Consider the following 20970-nt stretch of genomic DNA (forward strand, 5'->3'; position numbering starts at 1 on the left):
CCCGGTTCGTCCTCAACCGCCGGACGGGGTCCCCTTCCGCCGTCGTCCGGCTGCCGTGCCGACGTCATCCGGCTGGCGCGCCGCCGTGGCTGACCGCGCAGTTCCCCGCGCCCCTGTCGGGGTCAGGTCCCGGACCCGGCTCAGCCGCACCACGAGCCGGGCCGCCCCGTACTCGCCCGCACCACCACCTCCCCCGCCACCCGCTCCACCCGCGACCGCGCCCCCCTCCCCTCCCGCAGCGCAAGCCCCATCGCCCGCTCGCCCATCCGCCGCAGCGGCAGCCCCACCGTGGTGAGCGGCGGGGTGAGTTCCCGTACGAGGGGAATGTCGTCGAAGCCCGCGAGGGACACGTCCTCCGGCACCCGCAGCCCCCGCTCGCGCAGCGCCGCGAGTGCGCCCACCGCCATCACGTCGGTCACCGCGAACACGCAGGTCGGACGGGGACCGCGGGCGAGGAGTCCGAGCATCGCCGCATGACCGCCGTCGCGCGTGAACGCGCCCCGCACCACCCGGTGCGCAGGCAGCGCCACCCCGGCCGCGGCGAGCGCCTCACGGAACCCGGCGAGCCGGTCGGCGACCGTGGTCAGCTCGGGCGGTCCGGTGAGGACCGCGAACTCCCGGTGCCCCAGGGCGAGCAGCGCGCGGGCGAGCGCCGCCGCGCCCTCGCGGTTCTCCGGCAGGACCGTGTCGACGCGCAGGCTGCGATGCCGGCTGACCACGGCGACCCGGCCGCCCGCCCTGGTGTAGGGGGCGAGTTCGGCGTCCAGGGCCCGCTCCCACGCGCGGTCCTCGATCCCCGAGCCGATCAGCAGGATCGCCCGCGCGCGCTGGGCCCGCAGCATCGACACGTACGCGATCTCCCGGGCCTGGTCGCGGAAGGTCGAGGCCAGCATGACGAGCAGGTCCCGCTCGGCGGCCGCGCGCATCACACCGCCTGCGATCGCTGCGAAGTAGGGGTCGCTGACGTCGTGGCAGATCACGCCGACCGTGTTGTTGGAGGCCGAGGCGAGGGCCTGCGCATGGGCGTTGGGGATGTACCCGAGCTCGGCGGCCGCCGCGAGCACCCGGCCGCGCAGCTCCGCACGGACCCGGGTCGTGCCGTTCAGGGCGCGGGACGCGGTGGCGGGGGAGACGCCCGCCGCGTCGGCCACGGTGTGCAGCGTGACGGGGGGCGGTGCGGCGCCCCGGCCGGACCGGCGTTCCTGTCTTGTGCGTTCCCGTTCACTCACCGCGCCCCCTTCGGGCGTCGTGGCTGAGGGGCCCGAAGGAACTTCGGGACGACCTATTGACCGTGCTGTCGAGGGGTCATTAGCGTGGCCGACATGCTAGCAGAAAGCGCTTTCTGAAAGCGTTCTCCGGAACCAGGATCCGCCCGTACCAGCGCCCGTACCAGCGCCCGTACGAGCGCCCGTACGAGCGCCCGCACCCGCGCCCGCCGACTCGCCAGCCACCGCCCTACACCGGGGAGTTACCCGTGAGCCAGAGCGCACTGTCCGCCCCGCCCGCGAAGACCGCGGGCGTCGCCGTGCGAGAGCGGCCGAGTCCGGGCCGCCGGGTCGCCGAGGCCGCCGAGCACAGCTGGCGCCCGGTGGCCCTGCTGCTCGCCTGCTTCGCCGTCTGGTGGGCGATCGCCGCCGCCGAGCTGGTCGAGCCGTATCTCGTCCCGTCGCCGGGCGCCACGCTCGACGTACTGGTCGAGAAGTCCGACTACTTGTGGCAGCACAGCTGGATCACCACGTACGAGACGCTGCTCGGCTTCGTCATCGCCGTGGGTGTCGGCGTGCTCGCCGCCGTCGTGATGGTGTACTCGACCACCGTCGAGAAGACGCTCTATCCGATCCTGCTGTTCGCGCAGGTCGTGCCCAAGATCGCGATCGCCCCGCTGTTCGTGGTCTGGCTCGGCTTCGGGGTCGCGCCGAAGATCCTGATCGCCGTCCTGATCGCGTTCTTCCCGGTGGTCATCTCGATGGTCACGGGCCTGAAGGCGGTCGACCCGGAGATGCTGCAGCTGTCGTCGACGATGGGCGCGCGGCCCTGGCAGACCTTCGTCAAGATCCGCCTGCCCGCCTCGCTCCCGCATCTCTTCTCCGGTCTGAAGGTCGCCGTCACGCTCGCCGTGACCGGTGCCGTGGTCGGTGAGTTCGTCGGCGCCAACGAGGGCCTCGGCTATGTGATTCTGCAGGCCAACGGCAACCTCGACACCCCGATGCTGTTCGCCGGGCTGCTCGTGATGTCGCTGATCGGCGTCGTCCTGTTCGTGCTCGTGGAGATCGCCGAGAAGCTGCTGCTGCCGTGGCACGCGAGCCGCCGGGACGCCTCGGTGACCACCGCGTACTGAGTCTCCACCCGTCTCCACCCGACGCCCGGCAGGCCGGTCGAGTCCGCACCCCGTACCCACCGCCCGTCCCCTCGCGAAAGGGCCGCCCCCGATGACCCCGCGCAGAACCCCGTCCGGACGCACCCCGACCCGACGCACCCCGACCCGACGCACCCCGACCGGACGCACCCTGGCCGGACTCGTCCCGCTGCTGCTCGTCGCCGCCACCGCGTGCGGCGGGGACGAACCGGCCACCACCACCGGTGCCGACGGCAAGACCCTGGACAAGGTGACGCTGACCCTCAACTGGTACCCGTACGGCGAACACGCGCCGTTCTACTACGGCAAGCAGCAGAAGATCTTCGAGAAGCACGGCATCGACCTGCAGATACAGGCAGGCCAGGGCTCGCAGAAGACCGTCCAGGCCACCGGCGCGGGCCAGACCGACTTCGGCTGGGCCGACACCCCGGCCGTGCTCGCGGGCGTCGAGTCCGGGGTGCCGGTGAAAAGCCTCGGGGTGTTCCTGCAGACCACGCCCGCGTCCGTGCAGTTCTTCGGCGACCAGGGCATCAAGGAGCCGGCCGACCTCAAGGGCAAGACGGTCGCGGGCACCACGGGCGACGCGCTGTCCCGTACGTTCCCGGCGTTCCTCAAGGCCAACGGGCTCTCCGAGGGCGACGTCAAGGTGCAGAACACCGACCCGGCGGGCAAGATCGCCGCGGTGATCTCCGGCAAGACGGACGCGCTTCTCGGGTACGCGAGCGACCAGGGCCCGATCATGCAGGACAAGGCCAAGAAGGACGTCTCGTATCTGCGCTTCTCCGAGCACGGGCTCAACTTCTTCTCCAACGGCCTGATCATCGGCGAGCGCACCCTCAAGGCCGACAAGGATCTGGCGACGCGGATGGCGAAGGCCGTCAGCGAGTCCTGGACCGCGGCCGAGAAGGCGCCCGGGCCCGCGGTCGCCGCCATGGACGGAGCCTCCGGCCAACTCCCGCCCGAGAAGGTCCTGTCGGAGCAGTTCGAGACCACCCTGACCCTGCTGCACACCGAGGCCACCGAGGGCAAGGCGCCCGGCGTGAACGACGAGGCCGACTGGCAGCGGACCATCGACGTGTTCAAGGAGGCGGGCATGGTGCAGGAAGCCAAGCCGGTCACCGACTACTGGGCCTCGGACGCGGCGGTGAAGGGCTGACCATGCCGACCTTGCCGAACGACACGAGCCCGTGCAAGTCCTCAACTCCCTTTCAGAGTAAGGTTTTTCCGGCCGTCGGCATCGACTCCGTCGACGTCCGGTTCCGCACGAAGAAGCGCGACGTCACCGCCCTCAGCGAGGTCTCCCTCGACGTGGCGATGGGCGAGTTCGTGGCCCTCGTCGGCCCTTCGGGCTGCGGCAAGTCCACGCTCCTCAAGCTGGTCGCCGGTCTGCTCGCCCCGTCCACGGGCGAGGTGCGGCTGCAGGGCGAGCCGGTGAGCGGGCCGCGCCACGACATCGGGTACGTGTTCCAGCGCGCCGCCCTCCTGGAGTGGCGCTCGGCCCGCCGCAACATCCTGCTCCAGGCCGAGATGCGCCGGATGCCGGCCGCGCAGGCCGCCGCCCGGGCCGGTGAACTCATCGCCATGACCGGCCTGGAGGGCTTCGAGGACGCCTATCCGCACGAGCTGTCCGGCGGCATGCAGCAGCGCGTCGCCCTGTGCCGGGCCCTCCTTCACGAGCCGCCGGTGCTGCTGATGGACGAGCCGTTCGGCGCCCTCGACGCGCTCACCCGCGAACAGATGAACATCGAGCTGCGCCGCATCTGGCGCGAGACCGGCACGACGGTGCTGCTCGTCACGCACTCCATCGCGGAAGCGGTGTACCTCGCGGACCGCGTCGTCGTCATGAGCCCCCGCCCCGGCACCATCCGGGAGATCATCGACGTCGGGCTGCCGCTGGAACGGGAGTACGGGGAGACCATGTCCCGGCCCGAGTTCGCGTCGGCGACCGGGCACATCCGGGGCTTGCTGGGGAGCGTGGGGGTGGGCGGCTAGGGCCTACGGCCTTACGGCCTACGGCTTCCGGCCCGGCCGGTCCCGCCGCTCACCGCCCGCCTCGGAAACCTCCCGGTAACGCCCCGCCCGTACGATCCGCCGCATGCGTGTGGAGACATCCAGGCGGACCGGAGGCGACCGCGCCGCGGCCGAGGCCGGTCCCGAGCTGCTCACCGGGACCCGACTCCGCGCCCTGCACGCCGAGTTCGCGGACCTGCTCCTCGACACCGTGCACGGCGGCAACTCCCTCGGCTTCCTCGCGTCCCTGGACCGCGCGGAAGCCGAGGCGTTCTGGCGCGCGCGGGCCGACGCGGTGGACCGGGGCGGGCTGCTGCTGCTCGCCGTACGGGACCAGGGCCGGGTCGTCGGCACCGTGGGCGTCGACCTGGTCGACAAGGCCAACGGCCGGCACCGCGCCGAGATCGTCAAGCTGATGGTGCACAGCTCCGCACGCGGCCGCGGGCTCGGCCGCCTGCTCCTGACCGCCGCCGAGCGCGCCGCCGCCGAGCGGGGTGTGACCCTGCTCGTCCTGGACACCGAGACCGGCAGTGACGCCGAGGGCTTCTACGCCGCCGCGGGCTGGACCCGGGTCGGCACCATTCCCGGCTTCGCGGCCGACCCCGGGGGCGTCCTGCATCCGACGACGCTGTTCTACAAGCAGCTGACGTGAACCGGGGGTGCCGCACGAGACGGCACCCCCGGTCACCAGTGCACTCAGTACCGCAGCCCCGCCAAGTACCCGTAACTGTTACGGGCGGTGGCGAACGGATCAGCGGGCGCATCGTGCTCCACCAGCCACTGCTTGACCCCGCCGACATGCGCGTCCCGGAACATCGCGGCGAAGTCCAGGACCCCCGAGCCGACATCGGCGATCGAGCCGTCCGGCGCCATGTCCTTCACGTGCAGCGCCGGGAACCGCCGCGGATGCCGGACGAAGTACCGGGCCGGGTCCGCGTCGCCCTTGGCCGCCCAGTAGACGTCCAGCTCGAAGCCGACGAGCTCCGGATCGGTCTCCCGTACGAGGATGTCGTAGAGCACCTCGCCGTCCACCGCGGCGTGGTCCGCGCCGTGGTTGTGGAACAGCAGCGGGCCCAGCCCGGCCTCGCGGGAGGCCTTGCCGATCCGGTTGAACTCCCGTGCCACGTCCCGGAATCCGGCCGGCGTGTGCAGCGAGCCGGGCAGACTCGGCACCACCGGCCACTTCGCGCCCAGCGTGTGCAGGTCGTCCAGGGCCTGCGGCAGTCCGGCGCCGCGCAGAGTGTCGTACGAGACGTGTTCGAGCACCGCCCGCAGACCCGTCGCGTCCAGCATGCGGCGGATGCCGGGCGCGCCGTTGCCGTGCCGTCCGCTCACGCCGACCGTCGCGTACCCGATCTCCGCGAGCCGCTCCAGGGTGCCGTGGAAGTCGGCGGCCAGCGGGCCGCGCATCGTGTACAGGTGCATGCCGATGGCGCCGCGCGGAATCCGCCGCAGGGGCGCGGCGGTCGCCCGGGGCGCCATCGCGGCCGCCGTCGCGAGGCCGAGCGACGTACCGAGAAACGCCCGCCGTGTCGTCGCACGCCATCGGGATCCGGTGGGACTCAACTCCATGGAAAACTCCCTCACTTGACCGTGATGCGGACCGAGCCGGTCGTCGTGTCACCCTGGTCGTCCGTGACCGTCAGACGCGCGGTGTAGCTGCCCTTGCGGGCGTACGTGTGCGCCGCGCGGGCGCCCTCCTCGCCTTCGGTCTTGCTGTTGTCGCCGAAGTCCCAGTGGTACGAGGCGACTTGACGCCCCGGCAGGAGATCCACCGAGCCGGACAGCTGCACCGCGAGCGGCGCGCTGCCCTCCGCGGGCGCGGCCTCGACCTCGACCTGGGACGCCGGACGCGCCTGAGTGCCGGGCCCGTTGAAGTGCAGCCAGTCCAGGGACAGCAGGTCCGGCTTGCCGTCGGCCCACTCGGGGTTGGTGAACACCGCGTACAGCGTGACGCTCCTGCCGGGGTCCTTCAGCTCGGTCGTCGGGGAGACCACGTTGCCCCAGCCGCCCGTGTCCGGCACCGACACCTTGCCGAGCAGCTCGCCCGTGGGGGAGCCGGCGCGGAACTCGATGTCACCACCGAGTCCGGCCGAGGCGGCGCCGACGGTCACGGACTCGACGCCCTTGAGGTGCGTGGGCGCGAAGCCGACCCAGTCGCCGTGCTCGATCCCGGCGAGGCGTTTGCCGCCCGAGGCGTCCGCGCGGCCGGCCACCTCCGCGCCGCCGTGCGCCCCGCCGGTCGTCGTGAAGTGCTCGGCCTCCCGGAACGAGGTGCGCAGCGTCAGCGCGTCCGACCCGGTGAGCGCGGGCACCCCGCCGGGGCCGCCCTCGTCCTCGTACGCGGCGGTGATGCCGTAGTAGAGATTCTGCCCGGGGCCGTGGCTGTCACCGGCATCCGTGGCGATCTTCCCCGCGCAGCCCGTGTAGTTGTCCAGCGGGTGCAGATGGGAGTCGTGGCCGAGCTGCGACTGCACGACGACCCGGGAGCAGTCGACCTTGCCGTCCTCCGGGTCCTTCACCTGGACCGTGAACGGAATGGTGTCGCCGAAGGAGAACATCCCGCCGTCGTCCGGCGTCCGGATCGTCACCTCGGGCCGGGTGTTGCCGACGGTCACCTCCTGCACGGCCAGCGCGGTCAGCTCCTTCGGCGCGGTCACCTTCAGGCGAGCGCTGTACCGGCCGTTCTTCTCGTACGTGTGGGTGGGCTCGGCCTCGGTCGAGTCGGTCGTGCCGTCCCCGTCGAAGTCCCAGGAGTACGTCACCGGGGTGCCGTCGGGCAGGCCCGAGCCCTTGCTGGAGAACTTCACGGTGAGCGGTCCCGGGCCGTTGTCGGGCGAGGCGGAGATCCGCGCCGCCGGCAGCCGGTCGTCGCCGACGTAGTCGATGCGGTAGATGCCCGCGCCCTCGTTGGCGCCGCCGCGTCCGGTGCCGCTGCCCACGCCGAAGTCGATCACGTACAGGGCGCCGTCAGGACCGAAGTCCGCGTCGAAAGGCTGGTTCCACTTCATGTCCTCGAAGACCGAGTTGATGGAATGCAGATCCCCTGCCTTGGCGGGCGGGAAGCGCGGGTCCTGGAATGTCTGGTCCTTGTTCTGGATGGAGAACGACTTGAAGTACTTCCGGGTCAGTTCGTAAGTCAGCCACTTCCCCTCGAACGCCTCGGGGAACTTCGTGCGGTACGTGTTGTCCGCGTCGTAGTCGTACACGGGACCGCTCATCGGGCCGCCGCCCCCGGTGCCGAGTTCGGGGAACTCCTTCGACTCGGAGTAGGCGTACCAGACCAATGCCGGCTGTGCGGGCGGGAGTTCACGCAGACCGGTGTTGTTGGGGGAGTCGTTGACCGGCTTGGCGCAGTCGAATTTCGCCCCGGACGTCTGCGTCGCGAAGTCGTAGTCGTTGAACGGGGTGTTGTTGCCGATGCAGTACGGCCAGCCGTAGTTGCCCGCCTTCGTGATGCGGTTGTACTCGACCGTCCCCTCGGGCCCGCGGTCCGGCACGGCGCTGCGGGCGTCCGGCCCGTAGTCGGCGACGAGCAGGGCGCCGCTCAGCGGGTCCGTGGTGATGCGGAACGGATTGCGCAGGCCCATCGCGTAGATCTCGGCGCGGGTCTTCTCGGTGCCGGGCGCGAACAGATTGCCCTGCGGGACCGAGTAACTCCCGTCGTCCTCCGGCGTGATGCGCAGAATCTTGCCGCGCAGGTCATTGGTGTTGCCCGAGGTGGCCTGGGCGTCCCAGGCCCGCCGGCCCTCGCGCTCGTCGATCGGCGCGAATCCGTCCGAGGCGAACGGGTCCGTGTTGTCGCCCGTCGCGACGTACAGATCGCCCTTCTTGTCGAACGCGATCGACCCGGCCATATGCGAATTGGCCCGGCCCTCGCCCCGGAACGTCGGAATGGTGAGGAGGCGCTTCTCGGACGCCATGTCGACCTTGCCGCCGCTCTCCGTGAACCGCGACAGGTTGAGCCGTTTCTCGGTCTTGTCCGAATGCAGCAGATACAGCCAGTGGTTGTCCTGGAAATCCGGGTCGAGCGCGAGGCCGAGCAGCCCGTCGGACTGGCTCGTCATCTGAGGCGTGTACTCGAAGTCGAGGGCCGTCGTGACCGCCAGCGTCTCCTGGTCGATGACCTTCAGCTTGCCGGTGCGCTGGATGAAGAACACCCGCCGGTCCGGGGCGACCGCCAGCTCGAACGGGTCGGCCAGGTCCTCCGTGGCGAGGGGGGTGCGCTGGAACGCGCCGGTCTTGGTGGCCGTGCAGTCACCGGGCTTCGCGCCCGCCGCCCACTCGATGCCGCCGAGCAGATGCTTCCGGAACGCCTCCTCGGAGAACGCCGACTTGTCGTGCCCGCCGGCCGTGAACCAGGACCGGCCGCCGTCGTAGTTCTGACACCAGGACCACGGGTGGTCGACGCCCTCGTCCAGCCCCTCGATGCCGTCGCGCACCTTGATCTGCGCGAGCGTGTGCACCTTCCCGGTCGGATTGGCGCGCCAGTTGTACCACTCCTCGCTGCGCTCCCAGAGCTGGGGCAGGCCCTTCGTGGAGGGGTGTGCCTGGTCGAGCACCTTGATCCGGCCCGTCTGCACGGCCGGGTGCTTGTCGAAGATCGCGCCGACCAGGCCCTCGTACCACTCCCAGTCCCGCTCGCTGGCGGACGCGGAGTGCAGGCCGACCCAGCCGCCACCGCCCCGGATGTACGTCTGCAGGGCGGCGCGCTGCTCGGCGTTCAGGAGATCGCCCTTCTCCGGCGTGGAGTTGGTGTTGTTGAACACCACGGCCTGGAAGCGGGCGAGGTTGGCGTCGGTGAACGCGCCCGCGTCGTCGGTCGCCTCGACCTCGAAGCCGTGCTCGCTGCCCAGCTTCTCGATGGCCTCGATGCCGGCGGGGATGGAGTCGTGGGCGAAGTTCGTCACCTTCGAGAACACGAGCACGCGAAAGGGCGCCGCCTGCGCGGGAGTCGGGACCGAGGAGACTCCCAGCGCGAGGATCAGCGCCAGTAGGGCGAGCAGGGTGAGCAGTGGTCTTCGGGCGGTGCGTATCGGGTGACTCATGGGCGCTCCCTGGGCTCGGGACGGCTGCGGGTGGATAGAAAGCGCTTTCTGGAGTGCGTCGTTCAGAGTAGGTTCGAGGTTCCGGGGGGTCAATGGGGCGTCGGTTGCCGGCGTAGGGCTGGTGTGCGCGGCCACTTACGGGAGAGGGTCGTCCACAAGGACCCGCACAGCGAAGGAGCCGTACTCGATGACGTACTCCGTGGGAATGGCCACCGCCCGCGACGGCGTGCAGATCGCCACCTACACCTGGCAGCCGGAGAACGGCCGCCCGCGCGCGTGGGTGCAGATCGCCCACGGCGCCGCCGAACACGGCCTGCGCTACGACCGGTTCGCCCGCCACCTCGCCGCCCACGGCTTCGGCGTCATCGCCTCCGACCACCGCGGCCACGGCGCCACCGCCAAGGGCACCGGCGGCTACGGCGTCACCGGCGCGGACATCGAGGACTCCTGGCGCGCGATGGTCGACGACCTCAAGGCGGTCGGCGACCCGGTGCGCGCCCTGCAGCCCGGTGTCCCGCTGGTCCTCCTCGGCCACAGCATGGGCTCGCTCCTCGCCCGGGACTACGTCCAGGAGTACGCGGACGACCTCGCCGGACTGATCCTCTCCGGCACGTTCCGCTCGCTGCCGGGCGCCGAGATCGAGGGGTCCGCGGCCGAGCTTGAGCGCGAGGTCGCCGAGCGCGGCCGCACCGCCCTGTCGGACTTCATCCCGCGCCTCTTCGCCTCGTTCAACGACGCCTTCGAGCACCGCACCGGCTTCGAGTGGCTCTCCCGCGACGAGGCCGAGGTGGACACGTACGTCGCCGACGAGCGCTGCGGCTTCCCGTTCTCGGCGGGCCTCGCCCTCGACTGGGTCCGCAACGCCCGCAAGATCAACGACCCGCGCAACCTCGCCCGCGTCCCCGCCGACCTGCCGGTGCACATCGCCGTCGGCACGGAGGACCCCTGCAACCAGCGGATGACCCTGGTCTACGAACTCCTGGAGGACTTCCGCTACGTCGGCGTCACCGACCTCACCTGGAAGGGGTACGAGGGCGCCCGCCACGAGATCCTCAACGAGACCAACCGGGACGAGGTCCAGCGGGACCTGACCGAGTGGCTGGACAAGCACGTCTGAGCCCGGCCGCGCGGGGCGCCGGGGGAGGCGCCGGAAGTCCCCCGGCGCGGCAACCGGGCCTCGGGGGGCGGCCGTTGTCAGGGCCTAGTGTCGGGGACATGGCCGCAAAGTCCTTGACCTCAGACGACGTGCGCGCGGCAGCCCTCGCGCTGCCGCAGACCACCGAGAAGATCGCCTGGTCCATGCCCACCTTCCGGGTGGCGGGCAAGATGTTCGCGACGCTCCCCGAGGACGAGACCTCGATCGCCGTCCGCTGCCCCAAGGAGGAGCGGGACGAGCTGGTCCTCGCGGAGCCCGGCAAGTTCTGGATCGCCGGCCACGAGGCCCAGTTCGCCTGGGTCCGCGCCCGCATCGACCGCCTGGAGGACCTGGACGAGCTCCGCGACATCCTCGCGGACTCCTGGCGTCAGGCGGCCCCGGCCCAACTCATCGAGCAGTACCCGCAGTTGGGCGTGCCGAGACCGGAGTGAGCCCCGGCGGGTCTCAGGCGGCAGGCATCCGGCTCGGCAGAAAGTCCGTGATGCGGGCCCGCAGGGACGCCGGGTCGAGCCCGTGCGCGCGCAGGTGCTCGGCCATGTCCCCGTACCGCCGAAGCTCGCGCCGGCCGACGCCGAGCCCGAGCACCCGGTGCGGCACGGACTGCAGGGCCTCGTTCGCGGCGGCCGTGGACGTCCCGGCCAGATACGGCTCGACGATCACCACGTCCGGCCCGTCCCCGGCCGCCCGGCGCAGCGCCTCGCCGTCGAAGGGGCGCACGGTCGTCGCGTACAGCACGGTCACGTCCAGGCCCTCGACCGCCGCGAGCACGTTGTCCAGCATCGGCCCGACGGCGATCACGACACCGCCGCGCCCCTCGCGCACGGTGAGCATGCGCGTGCCGTCGACGCCGAGCCCGTCCCGGTTCGCCTGCTCCGACAGTCGTACGTACACCTTGTCGTCCCCGGCGGCGACCGCGTGCCGCAGCAGCGCCTCCGCCTCGTCCGCGTGGCCCGGCACGTGCACGGTCCAGCCGTCGAGGGTGTCGAGCAGCGCCACGTCGCCGGGCGCCATATGGGTGAAGCCGCCGGCCGGCCAGTCGTACGAGCCGCCCGCGCTGACCAGGACGCCGCCCGCGCCCTGATGCCCGAAGTCCAGCTTGACCTGCTCGAAGGGCCGCTCGACGAGGAAGCCGGCGAAGGTGTGCACGACCGGCCGCATCCCGGTCAGCGCGAGCCCGGCCCCGGCGCCGACGAGCAGCTGCTCCCGGATGCCGACGTTGATCACGCGGTCCGGATGCCGCCGCTCCGCCTCCTCGACCCGGTCCCGGGTGATCTCGGCGAGCACGAGCGCGACCCGGGGGTCCTGGTCGAGCAGTTCGGTGACGGTACGGGCGAAACGGTCACGCATGGAGTCCATGGTCATCCTCCGAGGGGGTGTGGTCGTGGGTCAGCGGGCCGCGGTGACGTTCTTCGGCTCGACGCGGGCGATCACCGCGTGCGGCCGACCCGGGTGCGGGGTCGTGTACGCGGCGTGCAGGGCCTCGTGGTCGCGGCCGTCGACGGTCGCCGTGGACCAGCCGGCCGCCTCGAACCGCGCCGCGAGCCCGCCCGGCCTGGCGTGGCTGGCCGAGGAGTTGTCGATCACCAGCACATGCAGCCGGTCGAGCCCGGCCGGGCCCGCGTACGCGATCGCCTCGTGATTGCTGCCCTCGTCCAGCTCCGCGTCGCCGACCAGGACCCAGACGGCCGGATCGGTCAGCCCCTGCGCGCGCAGCCCCAGCGCCGAACCGACGCCGATCGGCAGCCCGTGCCCGAGCGAGCCGCTGCCGATCTCCGCGCCCGGCACCAGCAGCCGGTCCGGGTGATGCCCGAGCGGGGAGTCGTACGAGCCGAACCCCGGCAGCACGTCGACGGGCACGAAGCCCTGCGCGGCGAGCACCGCGTAGTACGCCATCGGGCCGTGCCCCTTGGACAGCAGGAACCGGTCCCGGCCGGGGTCGTCGACGGTGCCGGGGGAGACGCGCAGCACGCGGTCGTACAGGACCCAGAGCGCGTCGAGGGTCGAGGTGGCGGCGGGCCCGTGCTTCTCGTCGCCGGTCATCAGGGCCATGAGGCGGGGGAGGTCGGCGTAGCCGTACGCGGGGGCCTGGACAGTCGTGGTCGTCGTCATGGGAAGGAGCGTGCAACCTCAATCAAAGTTGAGGTCAAGCACGGACGGTGGGCGTGCGTCGAGATCCGGCCGCCACGCTCCGTGCGGTCACGGAAACGGCTCCACGGAAACGGCTCCACGGAAACGGATTCACGACCACCCGCCCGAGTGCGGTATTGTTTCCGTGCGCGTTCGGCCCGGGGAAAAGCCCAGGTCACGAACGGCAACGGGACGTGGCGCAGCTTGGTAGCGCACTTGACTGGGGGTCAAGGGGTCGCAGGTTCAAATCCTGTCGTCCCGACGTTGCTTTCGCGGACAGAGGCCGTTTCCGATCATCGGGAACGGCCTTCGTCGTCTGCGCGGACGCTGTCGTCAGGAAGCTCCCAAGGTGGTGAACCGCGGGCGCCGGTCTGGCGTACACCCCCCGTGGTGAGCCGATGACAGCGGAGCGGAAGTGGGTCATGACGGCGGATGAACAGCTGCTGCGCGCGCTGTACGACGAGCATGCGGGCGTCCTGCACGCCTTCGTGCTGCGCTATGTGTCCGACCGGCAGCGCGCGGAGGACGTGGTGCAGGAGACGTTGCTGCGGGCCTGGCGGAATCTGGACGCCATCGACCCGCAGCAGGGCAATCCGCGTTCCTATCTGTTCTCGGTCGCCCGCAATGTCCTCACCGACCAGTGGCGCGCCGAGCAGCGTCGGCCGCGCCTGGTGCAGAACGACGAGGCGATTCAGTCCGCGGCGGCCGCCGACGACCTGGAGCGGATGCTCGACGGCTGGCTGGTGACCGAGGCGCTGGCCCGGCTCTCGCCCGAGCACCGTGCGACGATCGTCGAGCTGTACTACGGGGGACGCAGCATCGCCGAGGCCGCCGCGAAGCTCGGGATTCCCGCCGGGACCGTGAAGTCCCGTGCGTACTACGCCGTGCGGTCGCTGCGGACGGTGCTGGAGGAAATGGGAGTGGTGCGGTGAAGGAGCAGAGCCGGCAGCAGCACGAGGAGCTGCGCACGCTGCTCGGGGCCTATGTGCTCGGCGGACTGGGCGCGGGGGACCGGGAGCGCCTCGAATCCCATCTGGCGCGGTGCGACTCCTGCCGGGAGGAGCTGTCCGCGTACGCCGTCCTGCCCGGCCTGCTCCATCAGGCGGGGCCGCCGCCGGAGGCCGTTCCGCCGCCGGAGTCCACGTGGGAGGGGCTGGTCGCCACGGCCCGCGCCGAGCGTGCCGCCGAGCGGACCGCCGGGCGGTCCGACGGCCGCTCCGACGCCCGGCGAGGCCGTTGGGGCCTGCGGCCGCGCCTGGCCCTGGCGGCCGCGGCGGCGGCAGCGGGCCTGGTCATCGGCGGCGGCACCGTCGGCGTCGTCGGCCTGGGCGGCGACCACCGCGCCGCGCCCGCAGGACCGGGGCCGGACGGTGAGCCGCTGACCGCCCTCGCGGGCAGCCCCGCGAGCGGGCACGGCAGCCTGGAGGCGCGGGCCTGGGGCACCGAAGTCGCCTTGCACGTCGAGGACTTGCCGACGGGCGAGCACTTCGTGGCCTGGGTGGTCGACCGGGACGGGCGCCGGGAGCAGGCCGCCGTCTGGTCGTCCACGCCGAACGGCAGCGCCCGGCTGCGCGGCGCCTCCTCGATCCCGCGCGACCGGGTCGCGACCCTGCGCGTGACCACCCGCGACGGCAAGCCCTTGCTGGAGATGCGGCCCTGAGCGTCTCGCCTCGATCGACCCCGGGTTCCGGATGACGCCCCCTCGGCGAGTCATATCCCGGAATCCCGACGAGTCATATCCCGGAATCCGGAACCATGCGGCTCGAATTCCATCCCTCCTCCGGTGAACCGGACGGCGCCGCCCGGCGTACACGCCCCGGAACCGGTCATCGGAGGAGGTCGAAGTGGGAACGAGAAAGTTCCGCAGGAACGTGGTCGCGGCGACCGCGGCTGCGGCCGTCGTGGCCGCGGGAGGGGTCGGGGTGGCGTCGGTGGACCCCGGCGGTGCGACGGCGCCGCGGTCGTCCGACAGGGCCCCGGCGGCAGGGCGGACGAAAGCCCCGGTCCAGGCACCGGCGTTGCCGGGCGCCCAGGGGATCTCCCCGTCCGACCGGGTCTATACCGCGGACCAGACGTCCAACACCGTCACCGTCATCGACCCGTCGAAGGACCGGGTCCTGGGCACCCTCGCCCTGGGCTCGCAACGGCTCGACGGCGTCCTGGGCGCGCAGTACCTGAAGGAGGTCGGGGTCCACGGGCTCGGCTTCTCCCGCGACGGACGCCACCTCGGCGTGGTCAGCGTCACCACCAACTCGGCGGTCGTCATCGACACGGCCACCAACGAGATCGTGTCCAAGACATACGTCGGACGGGCCGCCCACGAGGGCTTCTTCAGCGCCGACGGAACCGAGTTCTGGGTCGCCGAGCGCGGGCAGGACACCGTGGCCGTGGTCGACGTCCGGCACGGCGGCGTCAAGGAGCGGATCCGTACCGGGCAGGGCCCGAGCAAGGTGCTGTTCAGCCCGGACGGCAAGCGGGCCTACGTCAACCACATCGGGACCGCGCAGGTCACTGTCGTGGACACCGCGCAGAAGAAGGTCGTGCAGCGCATCCGCGGCATCGGCGACGTGTTCTCCCCGGACGCCGCGCTCTCCCCGGACGGACGGGAGCTGTGGGTCGGCCAGAAGAAGGCCGGCAAGGTGACCGTCGTCGACGTGCGCGCCGGACGCGTCCTGACCGTGCTCGACACCGGGCCGGAGACCAACCACATCAACTTCGTCACCACGGCCGACACCGCCTACGCGTACGTGACCGTCGGCGGCCGCGACGAGACGCTGGTCTACGAGCGCCGCGGCGCGCACCCCCAACTGGTGGACCGCATCCGCAACTCCGGCTCCACGCCCCACGGCATCTGGCCCAGCCCGGACAACACCAAGGTCTACGTGGCGCTTGAGCGCGGCGACGCCGTGGACGTCATCGACACCCGCACCCGCCGGGTGACCAAGTCCCTCGACGTCGGCCAGGATCCGCAGGCCCTGGTGTACGTGGCGCGGTCCGCGCCCGCCGCGAACGCCGGACTCGGACGCCAGGGCCTGTCCGCGGCCACCCGCGACGTCCCGGTGGACGCACCCGGGGACGCCGATGTCGAGGTGACCGCACGCCCCGTCGACGGACTCGACCAACTCCAGCTCTCCGCAAAGGCACTTGAGCCCTCGACCGCGTACACCCTCTACGCCCGCCGGGCGGGGGAGCGCGTCCCGCTGGTCGACTTCACCACCGACGCCAAGGGCGCCGCACCCCGGGTGCTGGTCTTCGCCCGCTTCACCGGCGTGTACGACGACCGTCTGACCGTCGCACGCGCCACCGGAACGTCCGCCAACACGGACCACGGGGGCCACGGGGGCAACGGGGACCACGGGGCGCACGCGCACGACGACTGATGGCGCCCCGCCCGGAACACCCCCCTCAGCCGCATCACCCAGCACATCCCGTACCGCAAACCCCGTAACCCATCAGCACACGAGGAGTAGACATGCGTCACAAGCCGTCCAAGCGCACCCTGTTCGCCGCCGCCACCGCCGGGGTGATCGCCGCGGCCACCGCGGTCGCGTCCGCCGTGGCCGCCCCCGAGTCCGCCCGCGAGTCCGCCCGCGAGTCCGGCTCCGCGGCCCGGCCGAAGGACGACCGGCCCGTCGAGGTCGAGGTGTTCGCCCCCGCCGAGGGCGATGTCGCCGGAGCCGAGGGCAAGGGCTGGTTCGTGGACCTGGAGGTGTCCTACCCCGGCGGCCCCGACGGACTGCGCCGGGCCGGGTTCAGCGGCGCGCAGCTCACCGGCCCGGCCGGGCACAACAACGTGCCGCCGCTGCCCGGCACGTTCTCCCCCGGGCAGGACGACCGCCTTCCCGGCCTTGTCGTCCTCGGTTCCACGACGATCGACGACCCGGACCGCAAGTTCGCCGGCCCCGGCACCAACCTGGCCGACCTGTTCAACGTGACGGGCATCAGCGACCGGTCCGCCGACGCCACCAGGCTGTGGGACACCTGGATCGTCGGCGACTCCATCATGGGCAAGGACATCGACACCGTCCTGACCGTCGCGGTGGTCGACGACCTCGACGACAACGGGGTGTACGACGACGCCCCGGACGTCGTGAAGGACCTGAACGGTGACGGGCGCGTCGACGGAAAGGACCTGAAGGCCCTGGGCGTCGCCTCGGAGGTCGAGAAGGTCCGCTTCCGTCTGAACGGTGCCCCCGCCGCCTGACCCCCGTACGAGAACGTGGCCGACCGGCCCCCACCGATGCAACGGGTGGGGGCCGGTCGGCCGTTCATCCGCAGGGTGCGGTCACAGGGTTCCGGTCAGGTACTGGAGGACGAGGCTGGTGACGGAGACGACGATCCACAGGCAGGCGCCGAGGACGAGCGGCCGCGGGCCGGTGCGGCGCAGGCCGCCGAGGTCGGTGGAGAGCCCCGTGGCGGCGAGCGCGACGGTGATGAGGAAGACCGAGAGCTCGCTGAGTCCGGGGTGGGCGGCCGCCGGGATGAGGCCGAGGGTGTTGGCCGTGGTCATCAGCAGGAAGCCGACCAGGAACACGGGCACCAGCTTGACCACCCGGGGCCGGGGACCGGGCGCCGCGTCCGACGCGGCACGGTCGCGGCGCCGCACCAGCCAGGCGAGCCCCAGACAGATGGGGATGATCATGAGGGTGCGGGTGAGTTTGACGACGACCGCATGGTTCGAAGCGATCGGACCGTACGTGGCGGCCGCGGCGACCACGGAGGACGTGTCGTTGACCGCGGTGCCCGCGAAGAGGCCGAAGCTCTCCTGGCTCATCCCGAGCAGATGGCCGATCAGGGGGAAGGTGAGCACGGCCGCGACGTTGAACAGGAAGATGGTGGAGACCGCGTAGGCCACCTCGACGCCGGCCGCGCGGATCACCGGTGCGGTGGCCGCGATCGCCGACGCGCCGCAGACGCCGGTGCCCACACCGATCAGCGTACGCAGGTCCCTGACGACGCCGAGCCGGCGGCCGATGCCGTACGCGCAGGCCAGACAGATCACCAACGAGCCGATCATCACCGGCAGCGAGCTGACGCCCACGTGGACCATCTGGGTCAGCGACAGCTGGGAACCCAGTACGACGACCGATATCTGCAGGACCCGCTTGGCGGCGAACGCGATGCCGGGACGCCACCGTGGGCCCGGCTTCAGCAGGGCGGCGATCAGCACGCCGAGGACGATCCCGGCCACCGGGCCGCCGACGAGCGGGAACACCTTGCCGATCGCCGTGGCCGCCACGGCGATGGCCAGGGCGAGGGCCAGACCCGGTACGAGCGCGGCCGCTCCCGCCGGGCTCGTGGCCGTAGTGGTGCCCGTGCCCGTGCTCGTGCTCGTGCTCGTGCCCGCGTCCGTGTCCGTGTCCGTGCCGGTGGTCGTGTCCGTGCTTGTGCCCGTGGTCGTGCTCGTGCTCGTGGTCGGGCGGGGCGGCTCGGGGTGGTGTCCGGAGGGCTGGGCCGCCGACGCGGACTCGGCCTTCGGTGGGGTGACCTGACGGTCCAGATCTTCGCTCATGGCCTCGACTCTGGGACGCTCCGTTGCGCGGTTGTAGCCCCGAGTTCGCGAGGAGGTCATAGCCAACCGATATGACTCCGGACCGGATCCGGCCCCTACCCTGGAGCCATGAGCCAGTTGCCGGATCTGGAGTCCCTGCGGCTGCTCGTCCTGGTCGGAGATGCGGGAAGCCTGAGCAGTGCGGCGGCGCAGCTCGGACTGGCGCAACCGTCGGCGAGCAAGCGGCTGTCCCTGCTTGAGCGCAAGCTGGGCCTGGTCCTCGTGGACCGGACACGGCGCGGGTCGCAACTCACCGACGCGGGCCGGGCGGTGGCCGGATGGGCCCAGCGGGTCCAGCAGGAGATGGAGGGGCTGCTGACCGGCGCGGAGGCGCTGCGGACGAAGCGGGACGCCGAGCTGCGGGTGGCGGCCAGCATGACCGTGGCCGAGTGCCTGGTGCCGGGCTGGATAGGCGAACTGCGCCGGGCACGGCCCGAGTTGTACATCGGCCTCCAGGTGACCAACAGCGAGCACGTCCCCGAGCTGCTGCGCAGCGGGGCGGCGGACCTCGGGTTCGTCGAGTCGCCGCTGGCCCCGACCGGGCTGACCGCCTGTCAGGTCGCCTGCGACCGGCTGCTCGTGGTGGTCGCGCCGGGGCACCCCTGGACGCGGCGCCGCCGCCCGCTGGGCATCGCCGAGCTCGCCGCCGCACCGCTGGTGCTGCGCGAACGCGGATCGGGCACCCGGGAAACGCTGGACCAGGCGCTGCGCCAGGCCGGTGTGGGCGAGCCGCTGCCGCTCCTTGAGCTGGGCTCGGCGACCGCCGTACGCAACGCCGTGATCGCCGGCACCGGCCCGGCGGTGATCAGCGAACTCGCCGTACGGGCCGACCTCGCCGACGGCCGGCTGCTGCCGGTGGAGGTCGAGGGCATGGAACTGCGCCGGGCCCTGCGCGCGGTCTGGGCAACGGGGCGCACCCTCGTGGGGCCCGCCGCGGAACTCCTCGCCGTGACGAGACGCCGAGGGAAGAAGGGGTGACCGGGGGAGGGCGGTGGTGAGGTGCGCAGGCCCCGCCCCGCGGCCAGCACGACGGCGGCGTGCTCCTCGTACGGGAGCACGCCGCCGTCGTTCGCTCGTGACGCGGTCCCCGCGCGGGAGCCCGGGAGCGGCCCCGCGCGGGAGCCCGGGAGCGGCCCCGCGCGGGAGCCCGGGAGCGGCCCCGCGCGGGAGCCCGGGGGAGCGGGTCGTGCCGTTCAGCGCTCCCGGAGCAGGCCGGGGGGCCGGGCCAAGGAGCGGGTCAGGGACATGGGGTGGACTCTTCCTGGTGCGATGAACCGGATGGGCTGAGGGCAACCGGAGGCGCTGAACAGGCCGGACGGGCCGAAGCGGCCGGGTCGACCGCGGACGCCTCCGTGCGCTCCACCGCCTGCAACCCGCCCACCAGCGCGATCGCCGCGATGTCCGAGCCCGAGCAGCCCCGGGACAGGTCGTGCAGCGGCGCCGCAAGGCCCTGCAGCAGGGGGCCGATGGCCGCGGCGCCGCCGGACCACTGGGCGATCTTGTAGCCGATGTTGCCTGCCTCCAGGTTCGGGAAGACGAAGGTGTTGGCGCTGCCCGCGACGGGTGAGGCGGGCGCCTTGGAGTGGCCGATGGCGGGCACCGCCGCCGCGTCGTACTGCAGCTCGCCGTCGACGGCCAGTCCGGGCGCGGCGGCACGGACCAGCCGTACGGCCTCGCGTACCCGCTCGACGCGTGGATGCGAGGCGCTGCCGCGCGTGCTGAACGACAGGAAGGCGACCCGCGGGTCCTCCCCCGCCAGCGCGCGGTAGGTGGCGCCGGTGGCCTGGGCGATGTCGGCGAGCTGCGCGGGGTCCGGATCGACGACCACCGCGCAGTCCCCGTAACCGAGGGTGCGGCCGTCCGGACGGACCATCAGAAAGCTGCTGGAGAGGGTACGGATGCCGGGCGCCAGGCCCACCACGTACAGCCCGGCCCGCAGCACGTCCGCCGTGGGACGGGTGCTGCCCGCGACGCAGGCCCGCACGTCGCCGAGGCGCAGCGCCGTGGCGGCGAGGAACAGCGGGTCGGCGGCGAGTTCGCGGCGTTCGCCGGCCGAGAGTCGCGGGCGGGCGTCCAGGGCCGCGCCGAGGGTGTCCGCGTAGCGGGGGTCGGCCGCCATCCGGGCGGGGTCGAGGATGTCGAACAGGCCGGGGTCGTCCGGGAGTTGCAGCCCGATGTCGGCGGCGAGCGCCCGGATGCGGGCGGGGTCGCCGACCAGGACCGGGGTGACGGCGCCCTGGGCGGCGAGGCGGGCGGCGGCCCACAGCGCCCGCGCGTCGGTCCCGTCGGCGAGCGCGACGCGCGGCCGGTGGCCGCACCGGCGCAGCCGTGCGGCCCACGATTCGACCAGGTGGTGTACGGCGGGCCCCGCCTGTCCTGCGGGCGGCCGCGCCGGGGCGAGTGGATCAACGAGCATGGTTCGGGGCTCCGTTGGGAGGAGGACGGCGGAACAGGGGGCGCCGGGGGAGGGGTACGCGAGTTGGTGACGTCCCGCCCGGGACCGGCGTTGGCCGGACCAGGTCGGTGCCTGGTCCGGCCGGTCCGGCGCCGGGTGTCCGAGGAGGGAACGCACGCGGCGCCGGGGCACGCCCGCGGTACGGGACCCGCCGCACCGGTCAGGGCAGCCGGGCGGGCGGGTCGTGCTGCGGGCGGCCGATCGGGATGCCGGGCTGCCGAGGGATGCCGGGCTGCCGAGGGATATCGGGTTGCCGAGGGATATCGG

Annotated in this window: 18 protein-coding genes and 1 tRNA gene; 12 read left to right on the forward strand and 7 right to left on the reverse strand. The window is 72.4% G+C overall.

Annotated elements, in window-relative coordinates; all coding sequences use genetic code 11:
- Positions 1-140: 140 nt before the first annotated feature.
- On the reverse strand, positions 141-1160 hold the full coding sequence (locus QIS99_RS04515; protein WP_349017269.1) for a LacI family DNA-binding transcriptional regulator: 1020 nt from the start codon (positions 1158-1160) through the stop codon (positions 141-143).
- A 314-nt stretch (positions 1161-1474) separates the two neighbouring features.
- On the opposite strand from QIS99_RS04515, the gene QIS99_RS04520 reads away from it, so the two are divergent.
- From QIS99_RS04520 to QIS99_RS04535, 4 genes are all read left to right on the forward strand, one after another.
- Entirely contained in the window at positions 1475-2338 is an 864-nt protein-coding gene (locus QIS99_RS04520; RefSeq protein WP_282510591.1) for an ABC transporter permease, read from the forward strand.
- A 91-nt stretch (positions 2339-2429) separates the two neighbouring features.
- Positions 2430-3512 carry an ABC transporter substrate-binding protein gene (locus QIS99_RS04525; protein WP_282510593.1) on the forward strand — a complete coding sequence of 361 codons (1083 nt, stop codon included), beginning with the start codon at positions 2430-2432 and terminating at the stop codon, positions 3510-3512.
- Entirely contained in the window at positions 3509-4348 is an 840-nt protein-coding gene (locus QIS99_RS04530) for an ABC transporter ATP-binding protein (protein ID WP_408909480.1), read from the forward strand. The genes QIS99_RS04525 and QIS99_RS04530 overlap by 4 nt, the downstream gene beginning before the upstream one ends.
- A 103-nt stretch (positions 4349-4451) precedes the next feature.
- On the forward strand, positions 4452-5018 hold the full coding sequence (locus QIS99_RS04535; protein WP_282510597.1) for a GNAT family N-acetyltransferase: 567 nt from the start codon (positions 4452-4454) through the stop codon (positions 5016-5018).
- Positions 5019-5062: 44 nt separating this feature from the next.
- Here QIS99_RS04535 and QIS99_RS04540 read toward each other — a convergent pair whose 3' ends face one another.
- Entirely contained in the window at positions 5063-5938 is an 876-nt protein-coding gene (locus QIS99_RS04540; protein WP_408909476.1) for a sugar phosphate isomerase/epimerase family protein, read from the reverse strand.
- A gap of 11 nt (positions 5939-5949) precedes the next feature.
- Positions 5950-9414 carry a ThuA domain-containing protein gene (locus QIS99_RS04545; RefSeq protein ID WP_282510599.1) on the reverse strand — a complete coding sequence of 1155 codons (3465 nt, stop codon included), beginning with the start codon at positions 9412-9414 and terminating at the stop codon, positions 5950-5952.
- A gap of 187 nt (positions 9415-9601) precedes the next feature.
- Here QIS99_RS04545 and QIS99_RS04550 point away from each other — a divergent pair, with 187 nt between their 5' ends.
- Entirely contained in the window at positions 9602-10531 is a 930-nt protein-coding gene (locus tag QIS99_RS04550) for an alpha/beta fold hydrolase (RefSeq protein WP_282510600.1), read from the forward strand.
- A 98-nt stretch (positions 10532-10629) separates the two neighbouring features.
- Complete coding sequence (locus QIS99_RS04555) at positions 10630-11001, forward strand: MmcQ/YjbR family DNA-binding protein (protein ID WP_282510601.1); 372 nt, start codon at positions 10630-10632, stop codon at positions 10999-11001.
- A gap of 13 nt (positions 11002-11014) precedes the next feature.
- Here QIS99_RS04555 and QIS99_RS04560 read toward each other — a convergent pair whose 3' ends face one another.
- Entirely contained in the window at positions 11015-11926 is a 912-nt protein-coding gene (locus tag QIS99_RS04560; RefSeq protein WP_282510602.1) for a transketolase family protein, read from the reverse strand.
- A 30-nt stretch (positions 11927-11956) separates the two neighbouring features.
- Complete coding sequence (locus tag QIS99_RS04565) at positions 11957-12679, reverse strand: thiamine pyrophosphate-dependent enzyme (protein WP_282510603.1); 723 nt, start codon at positions 12677-12679, stop codon at positions 11957-11959.
- A gap of 206 nt (positions 12680-12885) precedes the next feature.
- Between QIS99_RS04565 and QIS99_RS04570 the strand changes: the two genes are divergently transcribed.
- From QIS99_RS04570 to QIS99_RS04590, 5 genes are all read left to right on the forward strand, one after another.
- Positions 12886-12959, forward strand: a tRNA-Pro gene (locus tag QIS99_RS04570).
- A gap of 160 nt (positions 12960-13119) precedes the next feature.
- Entirely contained in the window at positions 13120-13629 is a 510-nt protein-coding gene (locus QIS99_RS04575; RefSeq protein WP_282510604.1) for a sigma-70 family RNA polymerase sigma factor, read from the forward strand.
- A complete protein-coding gene (locus QIS99_RS04580) occupies positions 13626-14357 on the forward strand; it encodes a zf-HC2 domain-containing protein (protein ID WP_282510605.1) in 732 nt (243 codons plus the stop codon). Before QIS99_RS04575 ends, QIS99_RS04580 begins: the two co-directional genes overlap by 4 nt.
- 184 nt (positions 14358-14541) lie before the next feature.
- Positions 14542-16077 (forward strand): beta-propeller fold lactonase family protein, encoded by a 1536-nt coding sequence (locus tag QIS99_RS04585; protein WP_282510607.1) that lies wholly within the window; start codon positions 14542-14544, stop codon positions 16075-16077.
- Between the two features lie 92 nt (positions 16078-16169).
- Positions 16170-16901 carry a hypothetical protein gene (locus QIS99_RS04590; RefSeq protein WP_282510609.1) on the forward strand — a complete coding sequence of 244 codons (732 nt, stop codon included), beginning with the start codon at positions 16170-16172 and terminating at the stop codon, positions 16899-16901.
- Positions 16902-16982: 81 nt separating this feature from the next.
- Here the strand turns inward: QIS99_RS04590 and QIS99_RS04595 are convergent, their stop codons facing one another.
- A complete protein-coding gene (locus tag QIS99_RS04595) occupies positions 16983-18209 on the reverse strand; it encodes a YeiH family protein (RefSeq protein WP_282510611.1) in 1227 nt (408 codons plus the stop codon).
- A gap of 108 nt (positions 18210-18317) precedes the next feature.
- On the opposite strand from QIS99_RS04595, the gene QIS99_RS04600 reads away from it, so the two are divergent.
- Positions 18318-19226: a LysR family transcriptional regulator gene (locus QIS99_RS04600; protein ID WP_282510613.1), complete on the forward strand. Its 909-nt coding sequence runs from the start codon at positions 18318-18320 to the stop codon at positions 19224-19226.
- A gap of 259 nt (positions 19227-19485) precedes the next feature.
- Here the strand turns inward: QIS99_RS04600 and QIS99_RS04605 are convergent, their stop codons facing one another.
- On the reverse strand, positions 19486-20664 hold the full coding sequence (locus QIS99_RS04605; protein ID WP_282510615.1) for a phosphotransacetylase: 1179 nt from the start codon (positions 20662-20664) through the stop codon (positions 19486-19488).
- Positions 20665-20970 lie beyond the last annotated feature (306 nt).

Source organism: Streptomyces solicavernae (assembly GCF_029968095.1).
Taxonomy (GTDB): Bacteria; Actinomycetota; Actinomycetes; order Streptomycetales; family Streptomycetaceae; genus Streptomyces; species Streptomyces solicavernae.